The following is a 24,151-nucleotide window of genomic DNA, read 5'->3' as shown; positions in this document are numbered from 1 at the left end:
TATTCGCATTTTCGTCGAAGCAAGGGGCATTACTCGTCGAAAATAATTTGTAGATATGGCAGAATAAAACTAACTTTGTACACATTAGCAACACTTTTGCAGCAATGGGGAAGATGATGGAAACAATAAAAGCGTGGTTGAAGAAACGCAGTGTAGTGATATTTCTTGCACAAATAGGCATTTACTTTATGCTTACTGCAACGTGGTGCGTGGTGGTATATATCACCGAACGCGACCCATGGGTGGCAACGGCTTCGGCGCGCACCAACGCTGTTATGTTCTTTCTGCTCCTCGTGGTCTTCATGGCAAACTTCTATGTTCTTGTTCCGTATCTCTACGAAGATAAAAGTAAGCTGCGCCGATGGTTGTTTTGGCTGGTAGAATTTGCCTTGGTATTTTTACTGAACTACGACTTGTTCTTCCCACGCAGCAATACAGACCATGGTGTGGTGGTACATTTGTACTACTATCAGTTCGCTATTATCTGGCTGGTTCTTAACTATGTCGTGGCGATTGCAGCCATTTCCGTGCGTTATTTTATTCGTCAGAGCGACCTTCGGAAGCAACTTTTAGAAGAAAAACAGCGCAATACGGAAGCTGAACTGGCTTGGCTGAAGAACCAATTAAACCCACATTTCCTTTTCAATACGCTCAACAACATCTCTTCTTTGACGCAGATTGATGCCGATGAGGCGCAAAACTCCATTGGCGAACTATCCGACTTGCTGCGCTATGCGCTCTACGAAACGCAGCAAAAGGAAGTGCCGCTGTGCGGAGAAATTGCCTTTATGGAAAACTATATCTCCCTGATGGCACTGCGTTGCGACAAGAACGTGAAGATAACAACGCATTTCGATGTTCCCGACACGGCACGAACCATTGCGCCCATGCTGTTTCTGTCGCCCATCGAGAACGCTTTCAAACACGGTGTGAGCAGCGGAAAGCCATCATTCATTGACATTTCGCTGACCGAAGAGAACGGTTTCTTGGTGTTCTCTTGCCAGAACAGCAACCACCCGAAAGACGGTTGCGACCACAGCGGCAGCGGTATTGGCATAGAGAATATGCGCAAACGCTTGGAGCTGATGTATGCCAAACGCTACGAAATGAGCCTAACGGTAGAGCAAGGAGTCTACAAGTTGCAGATAAAAATAAGAACAAGAAGTTAATATATACCTATGAATCTAACGTGTATTATCGTAGACGACGAACCTTTAGCCATACGGCTATTAGAGAATTTTGTGGAACGTACACCTTTTTTGGTGCTCAAGGCATCGTTCACCGACTCTATTTCGGCTTTGCAGACCATCAAAAACGATGTTGTAGACCTATTGTTTCTCGATATTCAAATGCCCGACCTGAATGGTATGGAGCTTTCGCGTATGGTGCCATCACGCACTCGCATCATCTTTACAACAGCGTTCAAGGAATATGCTTTCGACAGCTACGAGGTGAATGCACTCGACTTCTTGCTGAAGCCAATACGCTACGACAAGTTCTTAACGGCTGCAGAAAAAGCCAGGGACTGGTTCGAAAGGCTGACGCAACCCATAAACAACCAAAGAACGACGGTGTTTCTGAAGGCTGACGGAGAGTTGCAGCAAGTACTGCTCACCGATGTCGTTTATGTGGAAGGAATGAAAGATTATGTCATCTTCCACCTTTCCGACCGCCGACTGGTTACACACATGACCATGAAAGCAGTGGAAGAGCTGCTCCCTTCTGCCCATTTCATGCGTGTAAGCCGTTCGTATATCGTGGCATTGGATAAAATAAGAAAGGTAGATAGGAACGATTGCATCTACATTGGCAACGAGATAATACACGTTACCGATGCTTTTCTTGCACCCTTCAAGGAATATTTGGAAGAGCGCAAGCGGTAGGTTTTCAGTTTCTCACAACATATACGGCAATGGTTTTCAGCCGCACATAGTTGTAGCTTAGATACATAAAACCACCAAAACGGTTGTGTTTTCCCCAGCTATTCTTACAAATAAAGTATTTGTTACCCGCCTCGTCGTGGGCTATTCCCATTATCTCCATGCAATGGTCGTCGGTAGTTTGGTAGGTTTCAAAAGCCTTTTGGCGTTGCGCTTGTGTAGGCAATTGGTTGTCGTTGTCTAACTTTGCTATGCCTTCTGCGAACGAGAAGCCATCTTCGGACGTGTCGCCCTCCCAGCAAACAGGGTGTCCCGAGCGCACAGACTGCTCTATGCGGTGCATCAAAGTGTCGATGGGAACATTTAAAAAGGTGTCGTGAAAATAGTTGTCGGGCACTTCCAAGGGGAAGTACGTGCCGAAGGGGTGGTGTGTAAAGCTCGTTAAAGCTAAGTATTCGTCGCTTTTACATACGCTGTGGGCAAACTCTTGCGGTGTGTAAATGGCTCGATAAAGAAACACTTGCCTTGGAACAGCACCTATTTCATCGTCCAACATAGTGTTAATATAACCAATCTGTTCGGCTACATTGCTTGTCTTAGGTGCTAAAACTGCCTGACTGAGTTTGCGTTCAATAACCTTATAGCTTGCGTCTCCTCGCTTATGGTAGGCATCGAAGTGGTATAAGCCGTAGGTTTGAATAAGGTCTATCAGCATTCCAGCCATTCCTCGAGTGGTAATAGTCGTACCCTGATTGGGCAAAACCGCATTTCGGGTTCTTGTCAATAGGCTTTTCGTAGCCTGTTCTGCCAAATACATACGCGCAACATAGTCGGGACTGAGGTTCACGGAGTCGCCTTGCATCAGGTGTTCGGTCTCTATTGTAGCCAGCATGGCATACGCCCAGCACAGCGAACTCTGTCCTTGGTCTTTCACGGGAGTGGTCCGCAACCGCACTTCATCGGTAAAACGGTGAGTAGGAAACTTCTGTTCGGCTTGCTTTGCACACCCTACAAGAAGGAACAAAGCAAGTGTTGTGAAAACTATTTTCTTCATTTTTAGCTTGTACCAATAGAGGAACGCTCTTAATTGGCACTGCTCTTACAGGGTGTAAATAAGCTGAATGAGTGTTTGTCCAACCGCCTGCAGTGTTGCACGGTCTATGTGTTCCATCGTGTCGCTTACGGTGTGCCACGTAGGACCGAACGTGCTTTGTGCGCAATCGGGATAGTGCGGAATGATGTCAATCGTAGGAATGGCTGCTATTTTGTTGAGCGGATAATGGTCGTCTGTTACCATTCCGCCTCTCGTTGTAGGGAAATATGCCTCGAAGCCAGCACTCTTTGCAGCTTCCCAAACTCGGTTTACGATGTCTGGCGCATATTGCAGGGAAATGCCTTCCTTGTAGAATTGGGCACCTTCGCCACCTACCATATCGAGCAAAATGCCAAATTCGGGACGAACGGTGAGGGGCAGGTTCTTTGCAAAATAGTTGGAACCCAAAGCCCAACTGTCGCCCGACTGTTCTTGATAGTTGGTTTCCCACTGCGGCACACCCCAGTCTTCAGCGTCGAAACAAACGAAATCGACACCTACGTTCAGCGTGCTGTCGGCTTGTAACTGGCGTGCTAATTCTATCATAACACCAACACCAGAAGCTCCGTCGTTGGCTGCCATAACGGGTTTCTTGTGGTTGGTAGAGTCAGGGTCGTTGTCTGCCCACGGTCTACTGTCCCAGTGTGCACAGAGCAAGATGCGCCGTTGTGCGTTGGGATTGGTACGGGCGATGATGTTTGTCGATTTTAATATCGTGCCGTCGTAAGCTTTCAGGTCGGCTTTCTGCGTCTGAACCTCGCAGCCGTATTGCTTAAACTTGCTGATAATCCATTGTTCGCACTTGTCGTGAGCCGACGAATTCATTGTGCGAGGACCGAAATCGCACTGCGCTGCCGTATAGGCGAATGCCGAATCGGGGTTGAATGTAGGGCCAACGGGCTTTGCTGTTGCCACTGTGTCGCCGTCTTCGGTGCTGTTGTTAGACGATTTTCCTTTGCAACTAAAGGCGAAGGCAGCAAGTAAAAGCACTGCCATACCACTGCATAAAAACTTTATTTTTCCGTTCATCGTTGTTCTTTTTATTTTTGTTTGGCAGCCTGTACCTGTGCCATTACGCGCAGCCAGTTGCCTCCCCATATCTTTTCTATGTCGCGTTCGCTATATTTGTGAGCAAGCAAATGGCGGGTGAAGTTTATCATTTCGCTTGCATCTGCCATTCCACGCACTGTTCCGTCGCCATCGAAGTCGGTTCCGATACCTACGTGGTCGATACCCATAACATCTATTGCGTGCTCTAAATGCGCAATGGCATCGAGAATTGAAGCCGTTCCGCCTTTGCACAAGAAGCCTCCATAGAGGGTAATGTGTGCCACGCCGCCTTTCTTTGCCAATGCTTTCAGCTGGTCGTCGGTAAGGTTGCGAGGTACGTCGCAGAGGGCTTTGCTGTTGGAATGGCTGCACACAATGGGCTGACTGCTTATTTCAAGTGCATCGTAGAAACTCTTTTCGCCGCCGTGGCTGAGGTCTACCATAATGCCGTTGCGGTTCATTTCCTTGATTACTTCAATGCCAAACTTGCTCACGCCGCCGTGAAGGCTGCTCCCTCGTGCCGAATCGCAGATGTCGTTGTCGCCGTTATGGCACAGTGTGATGTACGTAACACCACGTTGTGCGAAGTATTTCACGTTGGCAAGGTCGCCTTCCAACGCCAAACCGTTTTCAATAGCAAACATAATGCTCTTGCGTCCCTTTCGTTTGTCTTCGTAAAGGTCGGACGGTGTGCGCGCAATACTGAGGTAGCGGCTGTTTTCTTTTACTATTTTCTCTATCTTGTTGAAGATTAAATCGGCGTAGGAAATGGGCGTAAGGTTGTCTAAAACGTCGGTCAGTTCAGGGTTAAAACGCTTTAATCCCTCCACGTCTATCTTCGATGAGAATGTTTCGCCTATGCGTGGTTGAGGCAAATAGGCTGCCATTGTAACGGCATCTTGGTGTCCTTCTGTCATCTTATGCAGGTCGTAAAGAATGCGTGGGTCGCGTTTGGCAAAGTCTACGCCTTGTGGGAAGAACATAGGAGTGTCGCAATGGGTGTCGAGTGTGAGTATGCGTGTGTGCAGTTGCTTGGCTGTGCGGAAGTTGTCGGCTTCGTTTACAAACCATTTGAACAGCTTCTGACCTTCTTCTTCCAACCATTCCGGGTGCCACTGAACACCTAAGATAGGTTTGAATTCGGCACTTTCCATGCACTCTATAACGCCGTCGGGAGCGTAAGCCGTTGCTTTAAACCGCTTTCCGGGCACAGAAACAGCTTGGTGATGGAAGGAGTTTACAAAGATTTGGTCTTGCTTGTAGATGGAATGAAGTATGGAATCGGGTTCTATTGCAATGCTGTGCGTAGGCTCGGTGAAGGCTGCACTCTGGTCGTGCTTTAGCTTTGCAGGGCGCAAGGTAGTAGCATTTTTCAAGCGTGCGAGCTTCTTTTCCCCTGTTTCCTCAACGATATAAGGGTCGTAAATGTGCTGTTGCACCTTTCCATCTAACGCAATGGCCAAGACCTGCATACCTCTGCACACGGCGAATATGGGTATTTGGCGATTGTAAGCCAACCGTGTAGTGAGCAGTTCGGATAGGTCTCGCTTATCGTTTATGTTGCCTACGTTGAGCGTTGGCTCTTCGCCAGCCCACAAAGGGTTCACATCGGCACCGCCTGAAAGCAGAAGTCCGTCGATGCGGTCGAGTATATTGGCAAGTATTTGCTTGTCGGTGGTGGGCGGAATAAGTAGCGGTGTGCCTCCAGCATCTATCACCTGTTTGTGGAAAACCTCACGAATGGTAACATCTTGCCCCGAAAAGTTGGTGGTAATACCAATAATAGGCTTGTTGTTTCCCTCTGGATAGCTTTCGTAAAGTTCTGCCAAATGGGCGTCCAAATTATAGTTTAGTGTCATAATCTTTATTTAAATAGGTGATAGCAGCAGTCTGTTGTTTGCTTTATTTATAGTTCCTCGGCGATTGGGATTTCGCGTTTGATACTCTGTTCGAGCGAGATAAGCGTTTCGGTAGATACTACACCAGGAATGCTTTGAATCTTGTTGTTGAGCAAATCCATCAGTTGTTCGTTGTCCTTTGCGAAGAGTTTGACGAGCATAGTGTACGAACCTGTGGTGAAATGGCACTCTATAACTTCAGGAATGGTGCTGATACGCTCCACTACATCGCGATACATTGAACCGCGTTCGAGGTTCAAGCCAACGTAAGTACATGTGGTATAACCAAGACTTTTGGGGTTTACGTGGAAGCCGCTGCCTATAATTACGCCATTTTCGATAAGGTGTTGGACTCTTTGATGGATTGCAGCGCGCGATACGCCACACTCTGCTGCTACATCTTTAAACGGGATACGAGCGTTTTGCGACAAGATACTCAATATCTTTCTGTCTAATTTATCAATCTTATCCATAAATTTTTAGGTTTTACTTGCCTGTGGTAAGCAAGATAGTTAGTTTACAATTTGAAAGCAAAAGTAGGCATTTTAAATGGATTAGACAACAAAAATAAATAAAAAAATGTGCCCGAAGGCACATTTTGTCAGATATTCCTAAAGATGATTACTTATTAGAACCTTTTGCTGTCTTTACTATATCTTGCAGTTCAAGGGTAAAGATAAGCGTTGAATAAGGTGCGATGTCGTCGCCAGCACCGCGAGCACCATAAGCCAGTTCTTGCGGAATGTAAATCTCCCACTTAGACCCTACCGGCATAAGCGTGAGGGCTTCTGTCCACCCTTTAATCAGATTGCTTACTCCGAAAGTGTCGTTTGGCTTTCCGTGGCGTGCTGTCGCATCGAACACTTTGCCGTCGATGGTGCGCCCTTCATATACAACTGCGACCTGGTCGTCCTTTGTTGGCTTCGGTCCATTGCCCTTAACGAGTACCTTATACTGCAATCCGCTTGGCAAAGTAATTACTCCAGCCTTCTTCTTATTCTCTGCAAGGAACTTCTCTCCTATAGCTTTTGTTTGTGCATTGCGTTGCTCTGCCAATGCTTTTTGCTTTTTAGAAATGTATTCTTGCGCTTCTTCTTGTTTGAAGAAGGTAGTGTCTTTTTCCATAGCAGCAATGAGACCTTTGAAGAAGAACTTGTCGTTGATTTCTGCAGATGTACCTTTAAACTGCTTCTTTATATTGGGAAGCATGGCTCTTTCTACCTGTGCTGCGATTTGCAAACCTGCTGTGTAAGCAGAGAAAGAAGTGTCCTTACGTTTTGATATGCCCTCTTTCAGTCCGCGTATAAAGTCGGGCATATCTCCTTTCAATACTCCTAACTGGTTGGCAAGATATTCTTCCAACCCACGTGTCATACTTATACCTGCTGCGTAACTTAACGAATCGAACTTCGTTGTGATTATTGCGGTCTCATCGCTAACAGGTGCTGTGATAGCTATTGCTTCTCTTGGTTCTTGCTTTTTCTGTTTTTTCCCTTTCTTGCTCTGTGCATTTGCAGTGTTGAAACCTGCACTTGCCATAACGAGCAATGCTATAAATGCTATTTTCTTCATAGTTCTTTTTGATTAAACGGGAATGCTTACAAGTTGCAATCCCTTGTTGTTTTCCATAAAATAGTGTAGTAATGAAAAGGTGGATTGGGCTAAATCGTGTCCCAACCCACCTTATTATATATACTATGAAATTTATTTCCGATTAGTTCATTGGCATTTCTGCCCCTGCGTTCTCTGTCTTTTCGATAGACAACATTTCGATAGTGAATATCAAAGTAGAGAAAGGCTTGATGTCAGGACTTGGCTGCTGTGCGTTGTAACCAGCTGCGTAAGGAATGTAAACTTCCCACTTCGCACCCACAGGCATATTCAGCAGTGCTTCGTTGAAACCAGGAACAGCTTGTCCGATTTGCATTGTTACGCCGTCGTTCTTATCGAATACCTTGCCATCGATGGTCTTTCCTTCGTAGCTAATCTTTACTACCTGCGACGCAGTAGGCTTCGCGCCTGTTCCTGCCTTTATTTCCTTGTAGTAAACGCCTTGCTTCAAAGCCTTCATTTCAGGGTTCTTTGCCACCTTTGCCATATAGGCATCGTTCTTTTTCTTGTTGTCGCCGAACTTCTTTTCAGCAGTTTTTGCCTGAATGGCTTGTGGTACTTTTTGCTCAATTTGGCGAGCTTTCTCTATGGTCATATTCTTGTTGTTGCCCTTTGCGCTTGCTGCAAAACCTGCAAGGAAGTTGCTCAACGAGATAGACTGAGTAGAATCTTCGCCGAAGATGCTCTTGTTGATTTGGTTTTTAATTACCATATTCATGTTCATGCCGACACCGATACCAGCGTTGTAAGCTGCTTTCTTCTTGTCGTCCATGTTCGTTGCACCATCGTTCAAACCTTTAATGAACTCGTCAATGTAAGCTGTGTCGATGTTCATCTGCTGCAAGTATTGCTTAACACCCTGTCCTTGGTCGATACCAAAGGCGTAGCTCAATGAATCGATGTCTGATTTCAAGTCTTCTTTTGGAGCCTGATTGCCACATGCAGTAAAGCTGGCTGCGGCGATAGCCAATGCGGCTACAACTGTAAGTTTCTTCATTTTCTTTATTGTGTTATTATTTTTAAGTTATTATTCTTTCGCTTAAAGCACCTCAATGAGTTCTACTACGAATACCAAAGCTGCGTATGGAGGAATTGATGCTCCTGCGCCACGCTCTCCATAAGCAAGGTTGTAAGGAATGAAGAAGCGGTATTTCGCACCTTCGCCCATCAGTTGCACACCTTCTGTCCAGCCTGCTATTACTTGGTTCAAGCCAAATGTTGCAGGTTCGCCGCGGTCGTACGAGCTATCGAACTTGGTTCCGTCTATGAGCGTACCTTCGTAGTGGCACTTCACCTTGCTTGTTGCACTTGGTTTCTTGTCGTTTCCTTCTGCGATAACTTCGTATTGAAGACCTGAAGGCAACACTACAACGCCCTCTTTTTTCGCATTCTCAGCCAAGAAGTCCTCGCCTACAGCTTTAGCCACTTTGCCTGCTTCGGCAGCGGCAGCCTCTTGCTTTGCCTGTTGTTCAGCAAAGAAGTTGTTTACGAGTGTTTGTGCCTCTTCGTTGCTTACCTGTAACTTGTTGCCTGCTATTACGTCCTTAATCGCTAGTGCAAAGTCGTCGATATTCAAGTTGCTTGCACCCATTTCACTGAGCTGTGTACCGATGCCGATACCCAAAGCGTAGCTTAATTTGTCCATTGATTTTCTTTTCTTGTTTAAATATTATTAATGTGCAAAGATACTATTTTTAGAATATAGTTTGGCATTTATCTAATTAAAATTACTAAATTTGTAAAATCAACAAATAAAATAGCAGTATGAAGAAAATAGTATTCCTGACAGGTGCGGGTATGTCTGTGGAAAGTGGTTTTAAAACTTTCCGTGGCAGCGACGGCTTGTGGGAGGATTATCCAGTGGAGCAAGTTGCCACCCACGAGGCGTGGGAAAGCGACCCTGTGTTGGTGAATAACTTCTACAATCGATTGCGGAAAAAACTGTTTATGGCAAAGCCTAACGAGGGGCATAAACTCATAAAGAAGCTGGAGGACAAATACGATGTAACCGTGATTACGCAGAACGTGGACGATTTGCACGAGTCGGCAGGCTCTACCAATGTTATCCACCTGCACGGCGAGCTGAAAAAGGCTTGCTCGAGCGACGATGCCTACAACCCCGAATATATAAAGGTGCTTACAGAAGATGCTCCCGACGTGCTGCCAGGCGAGAAAGCAGCCGACGGAAGTCTGCTTCGCCCCTTCATCGTGTTCTTCGGCGAAAGCGTTCCGATGATAGAACCTGCTGCAAGAGCAGTGGGCGATGCCGATATTTTCGTTATTGTCGGCACCTCGCTCAACGTTTATCCCGCTGCAGGTTTGGTGCGTTACGTCCGCGCAGGCGTACCCATTTACCTGATAGACCCCAACGATGTGGAATCGGGACGCACTCCCAACATCACAGTTATTCGCAAAGGGGCGAGCGAAGGAATGCGCGAATTTATGGAAAGAATTTAAAACACACTATATAATAAATTAAAAAACAAATTATGAAGAAAATAATATTAGCCCTTTTCTGCACGCTTTTGGCGTTTCCAGCCATGGCGCAAAAGAATGTGTACAACTTTAAAGTGAAGGACGCCAACGCGCGTACAGTAAAGCTGAAAGACTACAAAGGCAAGGTGTTGCTCATTGTAAACACAGCCACAAAGTGCGGTTTCACGCCACAATACGAAGCCTTGCAGAAGCTTTACGACACTTACAAGGCGCAAGGACTCGTAATTCTCGACTTCCCGTGCAACCAATTCGGCGAGCAAGCACCCGGAACACTCAACGAGATAAAGGCTTTTTGCACAGGAAACTACGGCGTTACTTTCCCACAGTTCGACAAGATAGAGGTGAATGGCAAGAAAGAACTGCCCCTTTACACCTATCTGAAAGCCCAACAAGGCTTTAAGGGGTTCGATACGAGCACCAAGATAGGCAAGTTTCTTGACGAAAAGTTCAGCAAGCAAGACCCTAACTATGCGAAAAACCCGAGCATCAAGTGGAACTTCACCAAGTTCTTAATCGACCGCGAAGGCCACGTTGTAGACCGCTTTGAGCCTACTGCCGATATGAAAGATGTTGAGGCGGGCGTTCGTGCTGCGCTGAAAGTGCAGTAAGAAGAACGGGAAAAAGCCACCGCAGCCACATCTTCACGGTTGGTGTGCAGCCGTTGTGGTTGGTAGAATTTTTGCTTTGAAATAGTAAAGCATAGCCCTTGTTTTGTAAAGATAATTCGTTGAGAAAACGATAATTTCGATTTGGCATTGCGAAAGCGGCTCTTTTGGACGGCAAAAGAGCCGCTTTTACCGTGCAAAACCTACGCTTTTGGAATGCAAAACAATAGGTTTTGCAAAGCATTGATAATAAGCAAGTTAAGTGAGAGGTGTGCTTGTGAAAAATATTTACACTCTTTCGGCGCTTTTTCGCGCTTGTCAAACTTATAGCATAAGATAGATGTATGCCTGAAACCGTATGCTTTTTACAGCAGACGAGAGAGCGAAGAGTATTTCATAATGGTGCGCGACTGGCTTAACAAGCGGTAGAACTCGCGTGCAGAGTTTTTTATATAAGCATTCTTTAGCATGTGAATGCAGCCTTCCATATCGTCGTTGTGCATTTCGAGCGGTATTCCCACAAGCCCTTCTTCGTTGTGAATGGTGGCTTCGGCAAGCACTGTTACGAGTTTGCTTTGGCGTATCAACTTCAGCAGAATGTTGATGTCGTTTATCTCTAAACGTGTTTTTATATTATTTGCCGACGATTCTATCATATCGTCGAATGCGTTTCGAGCCTGCAAACCGCACGCAGGCATAGCTATCTGGCAGGCTTTCAAGTCTTCGAGTGATATGCTTTTGCGTTTGGCAAATGGGTGGGTGGAACTCATTACGGCTACAAGATTATTGTTGAACAATAGGTAGCTTTCTACCCTTTCGTTCTTTTCAGTAGGTTTGAATGCCAAAACAAAGTCTACTTCGTGGCGTTGCAGCATATCCATAAGTTCTGCCATTGTTTTGTAAATGATGTTAAGGCGGACGTCGGGATAGCGTTCCATAAACTCAAGCACGGTTTCGGTGAGCAGCGGACTGAAAGTAAACGTAACCCCAATGTTGAGTTCGCCTGTCAGCAAACTCTTCAAATCGGTCATTTTTTGCTGGCATATATCAGCATCTACGACTACCTTCTGTGCATATCTCACAAGTTTCTGACCAGCTTCGGTAAGCGTAACTTCGTGGCTGTTGCGTTCAAAGAGCGTGGTGTCGAGTTCTGTTTCGAGTTGTTTTATTTGTTGCGACAGCGTGCTTTGCGTTACGAACAATGCCTTTGAAGCCTCCGAGAAGTTCAAAAGTTCTGCTACCTTTAAGAAGTATCGTAGTTGTCTTAGCTCCATTATCCTTTGATTTTTGTTAATTCGTGTACCTTGTTACCTTATAGGAAATCTTGTTTAAAATAAAGATAGGCATAGTTGCACCCAATACCATTCCTAATATATCGAAGACACAAGTGAAGCCGTTCGATGTGCAAAGATACAAATAATGCTCGAATAAATCTTCATTTTCGGTAAACAAACACATAACCAATCCTTCCACAGTGCGGTAGGCATACATTCCCGGAATCATAGGCAGAAGCGACGGAAACGAGAATGTTTCGGGCGGACACTTCGCCTTCCGTGCCATGAACACCGTCATAAAACCAATGGCTAACGCTGCTATGAAGCTGGCAGCAATAAGTCCGAAGTGGTGATAGTCGTTGTTCATAAGAATGAAACGAATGGCATGGCCTACGGCAGATATGATGAAACAATATTTATAGGCATTTTTCGGAGGGTTGCTGATGCTGGCAAATCCGATGCCTGCCAAGCCACCGAAAAACGCATCTTGCAGTATTGAAAAGAGAAAATCCATAATCAAGGGCTACGATATTAATTGAAGATTCATAAGAAGTATGCCTACCGACAAACCTACCGACAAGCAGAATGTGAGTATAATGGCGTCCATAAAGCGACTGAAAGACACAAGGTATTCGCCTGCCATCAGGTCGCTGATGCTGTTAATGTAGGGTATGCCTGGAATAAGGTACAACACACACGTTCCAAGTGCGACTTCGGGTTTGTTTCCTAAGCCGAAAATATAGCCTGAGGTGGCAATTACAGAGGAGAAGAAAGCACAAATCAGGAAAACAAACTTTACGTTCACACCGTCTTCGAGCAATACCTGTTTCAGTCGGAAACCCACAAAGGTGGCAACAAAGACAATTGCCATAGCCATGAAATCGCCACCGAAGATGCGGCAAAACGAAAGGTTGGCAAGCGAAGTCAGCAGCAGTACCAGCCATTTGTTGGTGAAAGGTGCTGTGCTAACCTCCTTAAGAATCTTGTTTGCTTCGTCTAAATCAACCAATCCGTCGGCTATGCGCCAGCTTAATTGACTTAAATGCGTGTTCTTGTAGAAGCTGATGCCCGTATGGGGCGTTCTTCTTATCACCACCGAGGATTGGTTTGTGGAGGGGTCGAACACCATAAGCTGCACACTGCCGGGCATAATCAGAAGTTGGCAGTTTATGTTCCATTTCTTGGCAATGCGTTCCACATTTTTTTTTATGCGTGTGCAAGTAGCACCACAACCATAAAGCCAGGCTGCATATTCAGCAATGAAATTGCTTGTTTCATTGACAAGAAAGGAGGGGTGGCTATGCTTCATCTTCGCTCCAATCATATAAATCAAATTCGTCGGCTACTTCAAATATCTTTCCGTTGCCGTTTGTGAGGCGGGCAGTGATGGCTACGCGCAATACGAAACCTACTAAAAGTAACAACATTACTAAACTCCAGATAATAATTTGACTATTCATAATTCTTTGATTTTAAGTTCGTTTATTTCTTTTTTACGATGCAAAGGTAGGCGCATTTCTGCACCCTTACAAGCATTGGTAATGGGTTGTTTCGATAATGGTTATCGTAATATTGCGATAGAAAACTGTTGGAAATTAGCCAAAACTGCGATGACAATAGATTTAAATCAAGTAGTTGTGTGTTTTTCGTGGCGGTACTGTCTGTTGTTTCCACTTTTTAAGAATAACAGCATTCATGTTTTTAGAATGAAGGCATATATTTTTCAGTGTTTCGTTATGCTGTTATTCCGATGTTTCGATAGATTGTTTAAAGTTTTGTATTTAGGCGATTGTGCTTCCTTTATACATTATGTGTGGCAAGTTTCGACGATTTTTTGCACATACTCTTCAAAGTTCTTGTCTGCTGTTCTGCTCCAAATATCGCCCAAAAGCGCAACGCCACCAAAGCCGTAATGTTTTACCTTGTCAATGTTGGCTGCGGTAATGCCGCCCAAGGCAATTACTTTTTGGTCGATAAGGCCTTGCTTTTTCGCTTCGGAAAGGGCTTTTGGCGTGAATGCAGAGGTATATCCCTGCTTTGAAATGCTATTGAAAATAGGGCTGAGAAAAACGTAGTCGCATTTTGTTTTGCAGACTTTCACCTCGTCTAACGTGTGGCACGACTGCGAAACCGTGCCTTTATGGTTCGGTGGTAGCACACTGTTTCGGCGGTTTAAGTGTAGTCCGTACAGTGTGAAATGGGTAGCTAAATCGAAATGGTCGTGCAGTACAAGGCGGTTGTGATAGGCTGTTGGAATGGCTTCGATGAGCTTTGCCAACTCGTTGGTATTGCCTTCAGGCTTCCGAAGGTGCACAAGGTCTACGCCCCAATGCAGCAGTTGTGCGATAATGGCTGCCTCGTTGTCGGTAAACTGTGGTTCGGTAATCACTAAAAAACGCATATATTCTGTTTTCGAGTATATATAAAAATAGGTGGCAACCATTGCTGTCGTGCAACCGTTGCCACCTGTTTTGCTTTCTATTTCAAACGTTCGATAATGGCTTCCGCCACTTTCTTGCCAGAAAGAAGCATACCGCCGAAGATGGGTCCCATACGTGGCGTGCCGCCAACTGCCGACGATGCCATACCGCAAACATACAAGCCAGGGTATATTTCCTTTGTTCCTTCCACCACTTGGCGTTCGCCTTCAGCCACGTCTAACGAGCGTTCGCCAATCACATCGCCCGTTGCCGTGTTGAGTTTAATGCCGTTTTTGCGTGCAACCACTTGGCACATCTCGCTGTCGTGCCCTGTTCCGTCTACCACAAATTTTGCCATAATGTTCAAAGGGTCTACGTGCAAGCCTTCACGGAGCACGGGTGTCCAATTCACAACCACACCGCTCACGATGTTGTTCTTGAACACAACATCTTCAACCGAATAGCAATTGAAGATGGTTGCGCCTGCGTGGGTTGCCTTGTAGAGTAGGGCAGAGGTGCTTTCCACCGAATCGGCAGTGTATAATCCGTCTTCGTAAGGTTCGTAGTTGATGTCGAAATCCTTGATGATTTCCAAGGCTTCTTGCTGCACAACCAGTTGGTTGAACATCATAGCACCGCCCCACATACCGCCGCCTGGCGATAGCTTGCGGTCGAAGAGTGCCACTTTAAGTCCTGCTTTTGCCATATAGTAAGCCGCTGCAATGCCCGAAGGACCGCCGCCAACAATGGCAACATCGAGTTCGAGGCACTTTTCCATTTTGGCAAAATAGGTGCTGATAATTCCTTTTGAAACTTTTTTCTCAATCATAATATTATTGTTTTTAGGTGTTTTTATTTTGTTTATTCTTCGCACTCGCAGTCTTCCAATGTCTGACTGATGCGCATTGCGCAGAAGTTAGGGCCACACATTGTGCAGTATTTTCCGCCTACCTTGTTCGATGTTTTCCAATATTCGAGTGCCTTTTCAGGGTCGAGTGCAAGGTTGAACTGGTCTTTCCAACGGAATTCATAGCGGGCTTTGCTGAGCGCATTGTCCCTTACGGCAGCACCGGGGTGTCCTTTTGCCAAGTCGGCAGCGTGGGCAGCAATCTTGTAAGTAATCACTCCTGTGCGCACATCGTCCTTGTTGGGCAGCGAAAGATGCTCTTTTGGGGTAACATAACAAATCATTGCCGTGCCGTACCAGCTTATCATTGCCGCACCAATGGCACTCGTAATGTGGTCGTAAGCAGGCGCAATGTCGGTTACAAGAGGGCCTAATGTGTAGAAAGGCGCACCGTGGCACTTCTCTATTTGTCTGTCCATATTCTCCCTAATCTTGTGCATCGGCACGTGTCCGGGACCCTCTATGAACGCCTGAACGTCTTTTGCCCACGCCCGTTCCACTAGTTCGCCCATCGTGTCTAACTCTGCAAACTGTGCAGCATCGTTGGCATCGTAGGTAGAACCAGGGCGCAGACCGTCGCCCAGCGATATTGCGACGTCGTATTTGGCGCAAATGTCGCAGATGTCATCGAAGTGGCTGTACAGGAAACTCTCCTCGTTGTGCACCTGACACCATTTGGAGATGATGCTTCCGCCGCGACTCACCATACCCGTAAGGCGTCCGTTGGTAAGATGGACATTCTTTAAGCGGATTCCGCAGTGAATTGTGAAGTAATCAACGCCCTGCTCGCACTGTTCAATCAGTGTGTCGCGGAATATCTCCCAAGTAAGTTTCTCAGCCTTTCCGTTCACCTTCTCGAAGGCTTGATACATCGGAACGGTGCCTACAGGTACGGGGCAGTTGCGCAAAATCCACTCTCTTGTTTCGTGAATGTTCGTTCCTGTCGATAAATCCATTAAGGTGTCGCCACCCCATTTGCAGCTCCAAACCGCCTTTTCCACCTCTTCATCGATGCTCGAATTTTCGTGTGAGTTGCCGATATTGGTGTTTATTTTCACACAGAAGTTCGTTCCGATAATCATTGGCTCGCTTTCGGGGTGGTTGATATTGGCAGGAATGACTGCCCGCCCTGCTGCTATCTCGTCGCGAACGAACTCGGGTGTGATGTGCGTTTTTATGCCCAAAGCCTCGCAATCCATATTTTCGCGAATGGCAACATACTCCATTTCCTCTGTAATGATGCCCTTCTTGGCATAGTACATCTGCGTTCCTTTGCGCTTTTCTATCCACGGTTGGCGCAGTTTCGGCAAGCCTTTGTTGAGGTCTATCTCTATGTTCGGGTCGCTGTATGCTCCACTTGTGTCGTAAACTACTACTGGGTCGTTAGGTCTTTCTATGCGTTTGCCGCCTTCGTTTGTAACCGTTGGTGTAAGAAGAATGCGGCGCATACCCACCTTTAGTTCAGGGTAGATGGTACCACACTTATAAATCTTCTCCGAATTGGGATAAGAAATCTTAATGTTTTCGTTCTTCATAATGTTATATTTCTATTAGTTTCTTCATTTCTTTAATGGGGTCTGCTGCTTTGAGCACAGCTCCGCTGATGGCTATTCCGCTTACGCCTATGTCTCGAAGTGCTGCGATGTCGGTACTGACGATGCCGCCAATGGCAATGAGTGGTAGGCTGATGCCCGCTTGCTGCATTTGTTTTAGAATGTTTCGGTAGCCTTCCAAACTAAGTACGGGCGCAAGGTTGCGTTTCGTTGGTGTGTATCTGAAGGGGCCGCACCCTATGTAGTCTGCTCCTTGTGCTGCCAAATGCTGCACATCGGAAAAGGTATTGGCAGTTCCACCAATTATTTTTTCGTTACCAAGTATGCGCCGTGCTTCGCTGATGGGCATATCGTTCTTGCCAAGATGCACGCCGTCGGCACCGAGTTCGGCAACTAAATGCACACGGTCGTTGAGTAGAAACGTTGCATTATAGCTACGGCAGAGCACAGCAACCTTGCGTCCAATGCTTAGAAACTTGTTGTCGGTAGCGTCTTTCATACGCAACTGCACCCATTTGCAACCGCCACGGAGTGCCATTTCAGCACCTTCAACGTAGCCAAACCGTTGGTTCTCGTGTGTAATAAACTGTATGTTGTTCATCGTTTTATTAGTTTTTCAGGACAAAAGAAATGGTTTACCGCTCCGTGTCCGCCGCCAATGCACATGTTTGCCCCCGCTCTTATGGCTTGAGAAATATAGTTTTTAGCCATTGCAACGGCTTCTTCGAGCCTTAAACCACGAGCCAAGAAAGCCGCAATCGCCGAAGAGAGCGTGCAGCCTGTGCCGTGTGTGTTGAACGAATCGATGGTTTCGGTTTCAAAGATTAGCGGTTTGCTGTTGTCGGAAAAGTAAAGACGGTCGGTCTTTTCGTTGCCTTCTATGTGTCCACCTTTTATTAATAGTGCCTTGCAACCAAGTTTTAGGATTTCTTCAGCAGCCTCATCAATGTCTGCTACCATTGTGATTGTACGGCGTGCCAAAACTTCTGCTTCGGCAATGTTGGGCGTCAGCACTGTCGCCATAGGTAAAAGATGTTGGCAGAAGGTGCCAATCGCTTTCTCTTCCATAAGTTTGTTGCCCGATGTGGAAACCATTACGGGGTCTATGACGAGTGGAATATCGTTGTATTCCGCCAATACTTGTGTGATTGTCTTGATATTCTCGGCACATCCGACCATACCTATTTTAATGGCATCAGGGCGCAAATCGGTGAGAACAGCACGCAGCTGAGCCTCTACAACCGCAGCTTCGATGTTCTGAATGCAGAACACTTGCTTCGTGTTTTGTGCCGTAACAGCCGTAACAACCGATGAGGCGTAACACCCTAAAGCCGACATTGTTTTAATATCAGCCTGTATTCCTGCGCCTCCTCCGCTGTCGGAGCCTGCTATCGTAAGAGTTTTTACATAGTGCATCATAAGCCATAAAAGTAACAAATGGTACTTTTCGGAATAGCCAAAATATGGGGGGATACACCAATAAGGATAGATAAACGCAAATGTCTGTATATTCGCACTTCCTACGGCAGCATTACCTGCATCAGGTTATACGGGTATAATCTCAGCTCACTCAATGGAGTGGCACCCCTTTTTCGGATAAACCGAAAGTCTATCTGCGTGCAAAGATACGATAATGTTCTGCAATTGCAAAATTTAAGTCAAAGTTTTTCTTCATCAATAATTTTTCTTTTATTTTCCCTTTGGTTTGCCAAAATTTGCGTACATTTGCAATCCAACTACTAATTTATAATAGAAATGCTTGAGAAAAACATACGCGAACAAATCATTGATTTGATGCATCGACAGGTTGTTCCTGCCGTTGGCTGTACCGAACCTATGGCGGTAGCACTCTGTACTGCACGTGCCACAGAGCTATTGGGGCAGAAACCAGAGAAAATAAGTGCATTCTTGTCTGCAAACATCTTAAAGAACGCAATGGGAGTGGGTATTCCCGGTACAGGAATGATAGGCTTGCCAATCGCCATTTCTTTGGGTGCGCTCATAGGAAAGTCGGAATATCAGCTTGAAGTAATTAAAGACCTGACGCCTGAAACCTTGGAAGAGGGAAAGCAATATGTAAGCGAAAACCGCATAGACATAAAGCTGAAGGAAGGAATTACCGAGAAATTGTACATCGAAATGACGTGCGAGGCAGGTGGAAAGAAAGCTACTGCCATTATTTCAAAGACACATACAAACTTTGTCTATGAAGAAGCCGACGGCAAAGTGCTGCTTGATAAGCAGGTTCCTGCTGAAGAAGGTGCACCAACCGATAACAAAGACATTCAGTTGAACTTAAAAATGGTGTGGGATTTCGCAACTACGACACCCATAAACGAAATAGAATTCATTCTCGAAGCTAAGCGTTACAATATGAATGCTGCTGAAGAGGCGTTGAAAGGAAACTACGGACACTGTGTCGGTAAAACAATGGACCGCCCATTGAGCCGCGGTTTGTTCGGCAACAGTATCTATTCGCATATACTTTCTAAAACTGCGTCGGCTTGCGATGCACGTATGGGTGGCGCAATGGTGCCTGTTATGAGCAACAGTGGTTCGGGAAATCAAGGCATTTGTGCAACAAACCCAGTTGTAGTGTTTGCCAAGGAGAACGAAAACACACCAGAAGAGTTGGTGCGTGCGCTCACATTGAGCCACCTCACCGCCATTTATATTAAGCAAAACCTCGGTGCCTTGTCGGCACTCTGTGGCTGTATCGTTGCCTGCACGGGCTCAAGTTGTGGTATTACCTATTTGATGGGTGGCGACTACAACAACATTTGCTATGCTGTAAAGAATATGATAGCCAACCTTACAGGTATGGTTTGCGACGGTGCAAAGCCAAGTTGCGCACTGAAAGTTTCGTCAGGCGTATCTACTGCCATACTTTCTGCGATGCTTTCAATGGAAAATCACCACGTAACAGAGGCAGAAGGAATCATCGACAAAGATATCGACAAGTCTATTCGCAACCTTACCAGCTTGGGCAAGGACGCTATGAACGAAATGGATATAATGGTCTTAGACATTATGACAAGTAAAGGTGCTTGCTAAAACATACACCTAAAAAATATGAAAAAGGTTCGCATACAATCCGTGTGCGAACCTTTTTGCTAATATTATCAATGAAAAACGTATCCTTAACGTGAGTTCGATGATTTTATCGGTTGTTTCATCGTGTGCGAAACCGCTTTCATACCCCATAAGTAAGGTGCGTTTATATACCACTCGTGGTATACGCTTGCATATCACTCGTGGTATATGCTCATACCCCACTCGTGGTATACGTTTGTGTATTACGAGTACAGTATCACCCAATTTACAAACAATTAAGGGCTGTGAACCTGCATCTTGTCAGCTTGAACTCCCATTAGAGGGTGAAGCTAACGCCTGCATACCACGTTGCACCATAGACAGGAGCATACATAAATGCTGCGTCGTCGCCGTGCTTTTCGTCTTGCAGATAGCTGAAAATGTTCTTTCCGCCACCATAAACGCTGAACGAACCGAAACGCTTAGCTACACGGAGGTTCCACAAAGTGAAAGTGTTTGTCTTCTTAATCTTAGATGTTTTTGGAGCATCTTCAGAGTTATAGTCGATGTACATCTTGCCTTGCAGAGAACCTGTGAGTGCAAACGACCAAGTGCCAGGAGTGTATTCGAGGTTTAAGTCGCCCGTCATAGCAGGGAAACGAGAGATGTACTTGCTGTCTTTGGCGTAAGCTAAACGCTGAGGAGCTTCTTTGCATTCGTCTGATTCTGGGTCAGACCATTCTGCGCGTTCGTGTTTGAACTTGCCTTGGTTGATTGTCCAGTTCACACCAGCCTTGAAATTTCTGAATGGATTCCACTTTACGCCGAGCTCAATACCTTGCACGTATGCGTCGTCTACGTTCTCCCACTGGTATGTATAGCCGAATTTCTTCACTTCGTCGCTTGCAGGAGCAAACTGTATCTTGTCTTTCAAGTCGGTGCGGAAGATGTTTGCGCTCAACTGAACGTTTCTTGCATAGTAGTCGGCAGAGAGGTTGTAGCTGATAGAACGCTCCCCCTTGAGACTTGATGACTTCCATACACGTGGCGAACCAGAGCAGAGGTGCAAGTCTTCAGAGAAACCGTAAGGAGCACGGAAACCTGTACCAATGTTTGCACGGAGTACGAATGAAGGGCTCACAGAATACTTGATGGCAAGACGAGGATTGAACGAAGTTTTGCTGAAGTGGGTCTGTGGGAAGGCATGGTCAGACACCTTTTGGCTTGTTGCATACTCTTCGCCAGAAGAGTGGGTGTCTAAACGCAAGCCAGGCACAACGGTAAGGTTGGGCAATATGTTCCATTCGTCTTGAACGAAGAAGCCAAATTCGTTGGCGTGTTTCTTACCGATAGATGTGTAAGGAATACCGAAGTATGGGTTACCTCTTTCTTCTTCGGCAGAAATAATGTAAAGACCAGTTTCGTTCAAACGGGTAAAGTAGCCTTGAACACCCGCAAGCAAAGTGTGCTTGCCGAGGATAGAAGTCAGCGTGAGCGAAGGAGTGAATGTATTTTCCTTAGCAATGTAAGGGCGCATCAACTCCACGTCAGGGCTGATACCTTCTGGGTGCGCAGCGTCGGTTGTTGCTTCCTTGTAGTTAGAAAGGAATGTATCGTTCGTTGCGTTGCGCTTATGGTGAACGTAAGCCATTGCGAGGTTCAGCTCAGAGCGTGAACCGATAGGCAATGTGTAGGCAAGGTCGGTCGTGATACGGTTGGTACGGATATTCTCTGTGCCTTCTGAATAAGGGTTCAGGAACAGGTTATCCTTCATATTGCCGCCATAACGGAGTTCGTCCATTGCCTTTGCGCGAAGCACAAGCTTATCGTTCTTTGCAAAAGGACTATACACGTAGATGCTTGCACCGACGTTGTTCATAAGGCTGTAAACACGGTCAGAGATTTGGTCTTTCTGCTTTACCTCGTCGCGTGTAAGTCCGTCCTGTGTCGCATCGACGGCATCTTCTTCCGTGCGTTGTGCTGTAACCAGCAAACCAATGTTCTTGTAGCGCATAGAACCAGAGCCCTTGTAGCTCTTGTGTCCGAAGTTGCCATACTGAATGTCTGCATTTATTGAAGGTTCGAAGGTTGGTTCCTTTGATATAATGTTGATGGCACCAGCCACAGCACTACTGCCATAGAGGGCAGAACCTGCACCCTTAACCACTTCAAGACGGTCTATGTCGTTCGTACCCATCTGTTGCAAGCCGTAAACACCCGCAAGACCAGAGTACACGGGTTCGCCATCGAGCAGCACCTGTGTGTGTTCAGCACCAAGACCCTGCATGCGAACCATTGAGAAGTTGCAGAATTGGCATTGCTGTTCTACACGAATACCAGGCACTCCTTCCAATGCATCGAAGAGGTTCAGCGCATTCTTGCGCTTGATAGCCTGCGATGTAAGCACTTCCGTACGGATAGGAACGTTCTTTACAAAGTGTTCGGTACGTGTACCTGTTACCACAACTTGGCTAAGCTCTAAAGCGTCCTTATCCAATTTAAAGTAAACAGCAGTACCCTTACCGCTAATCATTTCAACTTCAAGTTCTTGTTCCTGATAACCCTCAAGGTTGGCAACAACAATTTGTTTACCCACTGGCAAGTCTGCCATCTTGAAGTGTCCCGAAGCGTCGCACTTGGTTTTTAAGGTTGTACCTTTCACGGTAATGGTTGCGTGAGGGAGGTGTTGCCCTGTTTCTTTGGCTTTAACATCGCCAAAAAGCATAGCGTCTGTGCCTTGAGCCATAGACATAATGGCACAAAGCAATCCTGAAAATAGAATTAAAACTCGTTTCATATAATATGGTATATTAATTTAATGCGTGCAAAGGTATTTACTTATGAAACAACAGACAATACCTAAAAGTTAGTAAAATATTGTCATAAAGTGTTCTTTTTCCTTAGTTTCATTCTATTGAATTTATTCTGTCAATTTGTTATTATATATTCTTCTTAAGGTAGCAATATAATACTGATAGGGCAAGAATAGTTATCTCTGTGTATTAAATAAAACGAAGAATACCGCAAAATAAGGGCATAGAGAGTGTTTACTGTAAATATTACATACCTATAAAAGATGATTTTATATTACAATACAACTTTCCGCACATTTGAAAGAGTAGGGATTTTCCGCCCAATTATAGGCATACGCCCTTGGCTGTATGGGGAATTACCGCTATATTTGCAGCATAAACAATGAAAAATAAGTATAACAATTTAAAAGTATAAAGTCATGAAACGTCAGTATATCTTCCTTATGAGTGCCATCGCAACGATGATGTCCCTCACCTCGTGCGACACTTTGCTTGCAATAGACAGCACCCCTGCGGGTACAGTTTACACATCAGGCGGTACAATCTATACGTCGGGGGGCACGATTTACAATGCAGGTTACGGCTCAGGCTACGATGGTCGCTATGCTTACTCGGGCATGCGATACGAAGAAGCGCGCAGAGAAGCATTGTTCTTGTCCGACAAAATGGCTTACGAATTGGGACTTACCGATGCACAATACGAGGCTATCTACGAAATAAACCTCGACTATCTGCTCAATATGCGCGATGAACGCTCTATCTACGGCGACTATTGGGCACGTCGCAACAGCGATATTTTCTATGTGCTGAATGCTTCTCAATACAACTACTTCGTAAATATGGACTACTTCTATCGCCCTGTTTATTGGTATGACAACAGATACGTGTTCAGCATTTACAGCCGATACGACAACCCACGCTATTATTATCGCTCACGCCCAGTTTACTACGATACCTATCGTGGCGGCAGAAACCTGCTCAGCAACAGCTATTATGCAGGCAGATTTGGCAGACGCACAGGGCAGCCAGTGGTGATTAATCGCAACAGCGGAAGTTTCGGAGGTTACAACAACAACGATTCACGCATCATACAGACACCGCAAAACGGAAACAATGGCAGCCAGCCATCGTTCGGAAACCAACGCCGCGACAACGAAAGACCCAGCAGAGGAAGTTTCGGCAACAGCTCAATGGAAGGTCGCCCATTCGGTGTTCAACCACAGCGGAAACCTCAACGTTCCGATTTCGGTAACAGTAGCTTCGGTGGTTCGCGCCAAGGCACAACGTTAGAATCGTCGGGTTTCGGCAGAAACAATAACAGAAGCAACAGCTCCGACCGAACAAACACATTTGGTTCAGACAGCCGTCGCCCCACAACACCATCGAACAGCGGGTTCAACAACAGCAGCGAAAGCAGAAGTTCGTTTGGCAACAGCACGCCACGTTCTAATCCGCAGCCACGCCCAACAATCGAACGCCCTGCACAAAACAACGGTTCTTTCGGAGGACACAGATAAG

Annotated in this window: 23 protein-coding genes; 6 read left to right on the top strand and 17 right to left on the bottom strand. The window is 45.9% G+C overall.

All coding sequences use genetic code 11. The features are described from left to right. The first annotated feature begins 104 nt into the window (after positions 1-104). Both BWX39_RS01090 and BWX39_RS01085 read left to right on the top strand, forming a co-directional pair. Complete coding sequence (locus tag BWX39_RS01090; protein ID WP_028905527.1) at positions 105-1,169, top strand: sensor histidine kinase; 1,065 nt, start codon at positions 105-107, stop codon at positions 1,167-1,169. A 9-nt stretch (positions 1,170-1,178) separates the two neighbouring features. Next, the gene (locus tag BWX39_RS01085; protein ID WP_028905526.1) at positions 1,179-1,883 is read left to right on the top strand and encodes a LytR/AlgR family response regulator transcription factor; all 705 of its coding nucleotides are present in this window, start codon (positions 1,179-1,181) and stop codon (positions 1,881-1,883) included. A gap of 4 nt (positions 1,884-1,887) precedes the next feature. On the opposite strand, the gene BWX39_RS01080 is transcribed toward BWX39_RS01085, so the two are convergent. From BWX39_RS01080 to BWX39_RS01050, 7 genes are all read right to left on the bottom strand, one after another. Then, positions 1,888-2,934, bottom strand: a complete 1,047-nt coding sequence (locus BWX39_RS01080; protein ID WP_028905525.1) for a C1 family peptidase — start codon at positions 2,932-2,934, stop codon at positions 1,888-1,890. Between the two features lie 45 nt (positions 2,935-2,979). Beyond that, complete coding sequence (locus BWX39_RS01075; protein WP_028905524.1) at positions 2,980-4,002, bottom strand: M28 family peptidase; 1,023 nt, start codon at positions 4,000-4,002, stop codon at positions 2,980-2,982. A gap of 11 nt (positions 4,003-4,013) precedes the next feature. Continuing rightward, positions 4,014-5,882 (bottom strand): gamma-glutamyl-gamma-aminobutyrate hydrolase family protein, encoded by a 1,869-nt coding sequence (locus tag BWX39_RS01070; RefSeq protein ID WP_028905523.1) that lies wholly within the window; start codon positions 5,880-5,882, stop codon positions 4,014-4,016. Between the two features lie 47 nt (positions 5,883-5,929). Continuing rightward, complete coding sequence (locus BWX39_RS01065) at positions 5,930-6,394, bottom strand: Lrp/AsnC family transcriptional regulator (protein WP_028905522.1); 465 nt, start codon at positions 6,392-6,394, stop codon at positions 5,930-5,932. 148 nt (positions 6,395-6,542) lie between these two features. Beyond that, on the bottom strand, positions 6,543-7,493 hold the full coding sequence (locus tag BWX39_RS01060) for an FKBP-type peptidyl-prolyl cis-trans isomerase (RefSeq protein ID WP_028905521.1): 951 nt from the start codon (positions 7,491-7,493) through the stop codon (positions 6,543-6,545). A 142-nt stretch (positions 7,494-7,635) separates the two neighbouring features. After that, positions 7,636-8,529: an FKBP-type peptidyl-prolyl cis-trans isomerase gene (locus BWX39_RS01055; protein ID WP_028905520.1), complete on the bottom strand. Its 894-nt coding sequence runs from the start codon at positions 8,527-8,529 to the stop codon at positions 7,636-7,638. 42 nt (positions 8,530-8,571) lie between these two features. Then, positions 8,572-9,177, bottom strand: a complete 606-nt coding sequence (locus BWX39_RS01050) for an FKBP-type peptidyl-prolyl cis-trans isomerase (protein WP_028905519.1) — start codon at positions 9,175-9,177, stop codon at positions 8,572-8,574. Between the two features lie 119 nt (positions 9,178-9,296). Here BWX39_RS01050 and BWX39_RS01045 point away from each other — a divergent pair, with 119 nt between their 5' ends. Together BWX39_RS01045 and BWX39_RS01040 are read left to right on the top strand one after the other, a co-directional pair. Further along, positions 9,297-9,989 (top strand): SIR2 family NAD-dependent protein deacylase, encoded by a 693-nt coding sequence (locus BWX39_RS01045; protein ID WP_028905518.1) that lies wholly within the window; start codon positions 9,297-9,299, stop codon positions 9,987-9,989. Positions 9,990-10,021: 32 nt separating this feature from the next. Continuing rightward, positions 10,022-10,636, top strand: a complete 615-nt coding sequence (locus tag BWX39_RS01040; RefSeq protein WP_028905517.1) for a glutathione peroxidase — start codon at positions 10,022-10,024, stop codon at positions 10,634-10,636. Between the two features lie 362 nt (positions 10,637-10,998). Here BWX39_RS01040 and BWX39_RS01030 read toward each other — a convergent pair whose 3' ends face one another. The 9 genes from BWX39_RS01030 to thiD form a co-directional block, all read right to left on the bottom strand. Then, complete coding sequence (locus BWX39_RS01030) at positions 10,999-11,907, bottom strand: LysR family transcriptional regulator (protein WP_028905516.1); 909 nt, start codon at positions 11,905-11,907, stop codon at positions 10,999-11,001. 16 nt (positions 11,908-11,923) lie between these two features. After that, positions 11,924-12,421 carry a threonine/serine exporter family protein gene (locus tag BWX39_RS01025; RefSeq protein ID WP_028905515.1) on the bottom strand — a complete coding sequence of 166 codons (498 nt, stop codon included), beginning with the start codon at positions 12,419-12,421 and terminating at the stop codon, positions 11,924-11,926. A gap of 9 nt (positions 12,422-12,430) precedes the next feature. Continuing rightward, entirely contained in the window at positions 12,431-13,216 is a 786-nt protein-coding gene (locus tag BWX39_RS01020) for a threonine/serine exporter family protein (protein ID WP_028905514.1), read from the bottom strand. Further along, on the bottom strand, positions 13,206-13,367 hold the full coding sequence (locus BWX39_RS12225) for a hypothetical protein (RefSeq protein WP_167653646.1): 162 nt from the start codon (positions 13,365-13,367) through the stop codon (positions 13,206-13,208). The genes BWX39_RS01020 and BWX39_RS12225 overlap by 11 nt, the downstream gene beginning before the upstream one ends. Positions 13,368-13,714: 347 nt before the next feature. Beyond that, entirely contained in the window at positions 13,715-14,308 is a 594-nt protein-coding gene (locus BWX39_RS01015) for a thiamine phosphate synthase (RefSeq protein ID WP_028905513.1), read from the bottom strand. 77 nt (positions 14,309-14,385) lie between these two features. Next, complete coding sequence (locus BWX39_RS01010) at positions 14,386-15,156, bottom strand: sulfide-dependent adenosine diphosphate thiazole synthase (RefSeq protein WP_004362350.1); 771 nt, start codon at positions 15,154-15,156, stop codon at positions 14,386-14,388. A 32-nt stretch (positions 15,157-15,188) separates the two neighbouring features. Further along, entirely contained in the window at positions 15,189-16,769 is a 1,581-nt protein-coding gene (gene thiC, locus BWX39_RS01005; protein ID WP_028905512.1) for a phosphomethylpyrimidine synthase ThiC, read from the bottom strand. 4 nt (positions 16,770-16,773) lie between these two features. After that, complete coding sequence (locus BWX39_RS01000; RefSeq protein ID WP_028905511.1) at positions 16,774-17,388, bottom strand: thiamine phosphate synthase; 615 nt, start codon at positions 17,386-17,388, stop codon at positions 16,774-16,776. Beyond that, positions 17,385-18,206 carry a bifunctional hydroxymethylpyrimidine kinase/phosphomethylpyrimidine kinase gene (gene thiD / locus BWX39_RS00995; protein WP_370446764.1) on the bottom strand — a complete coding sequence of 274 codons (822 nt, stop codon included), beginning with the start codon at positions 18,204-18,206 and terminating at the stop codon, positions 17,385-17,387. The genes BWX39_RS01000 and thiD overlap by 4 nt, the downstream gene beginning before the upstream one ends. Before the next feature lie 336 nt (positions 18,207-18,542). On the opposite strand from thiD, the gene BWX39_RS00990 reads away from it, so the two are divergent. Next, positions 18,543-19,841 (top strand): L-cysteine desulfidase family protein, encoded by a 1,299-nt coding sequence (locus BWX39_RS00990; RefSeq protein ID WP_004362354.1) that lies wholly within the window; start codon positions 18,543-18,545, stop codon positions 19,839-19,841. A gap of 316 nt (positions 19,842-20,157) precedes the next feature. On the opposite strand, the gene BWX39_RS00985 is transcribed toward BWX39_RS00990, so the two are convergent. Continuing rightward, a complete protein-coding gene (locus BWX39_RS00985) occupies positions 20,158-22,617 on the bottom strand; it encodes a TonB-dependent receptor (protein WP_028905509.1) in 2,460 nt (819 codons plus the stop codon). Positions 22,618-23,052: 435 nt separating this feature from the next. Between BWX39_RS00985 and BWX39_RS00980 the strand changes: the two genes are divergently transcribed. After that, positions 23,053-24,150 carry a hypothetical protein gene (locus BWX39_RS00980; protein WP_028905508.1) on the top strand — a complete coding sequence of 366 codons (1,098 nt, stop codon included), beginning with the start codon at positions 23,053-23,055 and terminating at the stop codon, positions 24,148-24,150. The last annotated feature ends 1 nt before the right edge of the window (position 24,151 follow it).

Source organism: Prevotella intermedia ATCC 25611 = DSM 20706 (assembly GCF_001953955.1).
Lineage (GTDB): Bacteria > Bacteroidota > Bacteroidia > Bacteroidales > Bacteroidaceae > Prevotella > Prevotella intermedia.
This window is presented reverse-complemented; position numbering and strand designations above follow the sequence as displayed.

Excerpts from the sequence above, each read along its gene's own strand:
- BWX39_RS01090 (WP_028905527.1), top strand. The coding sequence starts at position 105 with ATGGGGAAGATGATGGAAACAATAAAAGCGTGGTTGAAGAAACGCAGT.
- BWX39_RS01085 (WP_028905526.1), top strand. The coding sequence starts at position 1,179 with ATGAATCTAACGTGTATTATCGTAGACGACGAACCTTTAGCCATACGG.
- BWX39_RS01080 (WP_028905525.1), bottom strand. The coding sequence starts at position 2,934 with ATGAAGAAAATAGTTTTCACAACACTTGCTTTGTTCCTTCTTGTAGGG.
- BWX39_RS01075 (WP_028905524.1), bottom strand. The coding sequence starts at position 4,002 with ATGAACGGAAAAATAAAGTTTTTATGCAGTGGTATGGCAGTGCTTTTA.
- BWX39_RS01070 (WP_028905523.1), bottom strand. The coding sequence starts at position 5,882 with ATGACACTAAACTATAATTTGGACGCCCATTTGGCAGAACTTTACGAA.
- BWX39_RS01065 (WP_028905522.1), bottom strand. The coding sequence starts at position 6,394 with ATGGATAAGATTGATAAATTAGACAGAAAGATATTGAGTATCTTGTCG.
- BWX39_RS01060 (WP_028905521.1), bottom strand. The coding sequence starts at position 7,493 with ATGAAGAAAATAGCATTTATAGCATTGCTCGTTATGGCAAGTGCAGGT.
- BWX39_RS01055 (WP_028905520.1), bottom strand. The coding sequence starts at position 8,529 with ATGAAGAAACTTACAGTTGTAGCCGCATTGGCTATCGCCGCAGCCAGC.
- BWX39_RS01050 (WP_028905519.1), bottom strand. The coding sequence starts at position 9,177 with ATGGACAAATTAAGCTACGCTTTGGGTATCGGCATCGGTACACAGCTC.
- BWX39_RS01045 (WP_028905518.1), top strand. The coding sequence starts at position 9,297 with ATGAAGAAAATAGTATTCCTGACAGGTGCGGGTATGTCTGTGGAAAGT.
- BWX39_RS01040 (WP_028905517.1), top strand. The coding sequence starts at position 10,022 with ATGAAGAAAATAATATTAGCCCTTTTCTGCACGCTTTTGGCGTTTCCA.
- BWX39_RS01030 (WP_028905516.1), bottom strand. The coding sequence starts at position 11,907 with ATGGAGCTAAGACAACTACGATACTTCTTAAAGGTAGCAGAACTTTTG.
- BWX39_RS01025 (WP_028905515.1), bottom strand. The coding sequence starts at position 12,421 with ATGGATTTTCTCTTTTCAATACTGCAAGATGCGTTTTTCGGTGGCTTG.
- BWX39_RS01020 (WP_028905514.1), bottom strand. The coding sequence starts at position 13,216 with ATGAAGCATAGCCACCCCTCCTTTCTTGTCAATGAAACAAGCAATTTC.
- BWX39_RS12225 (WP_167653646.1), bottom strand. The coding sequence starts at position 13,367 with ATGAATAGTCAAATTATTATCTGGAGTTTAGTAATGTTGTTACTTTTA.
- BWX39_RS01015 (WP_028905513.1), bottom strand. The coding sequence starts at position 14,308 with ATGCGTTTTTTAGTGATTACCGAACCACAGTTTACCGACAACGAGGCA.
- BWX39_RS01010 (WP_004362350.1), bottom strand. The coding sequence starts at position 15,156 with ATGATTGAGAAAAAAGTTTCAAAAGGAATTATCAGCACCTATTTTGCC.
- thiC (WP_028905512.1), bottom strand. The coding sequence starts at position 16,769 with ATGAAGAACGAAAACATTAAGATTTCTTATCCCAATTCGGAGAAGATT.
- BWX39_RS01000 (WP_028905511.1), bottom strand. The coding sequence starts at position 17,388 with ATGAACAACATACAGTTTATTACACACGAGAACCAACGGTTTGGCTAC.
- thiD (WP_370446764.1), bottom strand. The coding sequence starts at position 18,206 with ATGATGCACTATGTAAAAACTCTTACGATAGCAGGCTCCGACAGCGGA.
- BWX39_RS00990 (WP_004362354.1), top strand. The coding sequence starts at position 18,543 with ATGCTTGAGAAAAACATACGCGAACAAATCATTGATTTGATGCATCGA.
- BWX39_RS00985 (WP_028905509.1), bottom strand. The coding sequence starts at position 22,617 with ATGAAACGAGTTTTAATTCTATTTTCAGGATTGCTTTGTGCCATTATG.
- BWX39_RS00980 (WP_028905508.1), top strand. The coding sequence starts at position 23,053 with ATGAAACGTCAGTATATCTTCCTTATGAGTGCCATCGCAACGATGATG.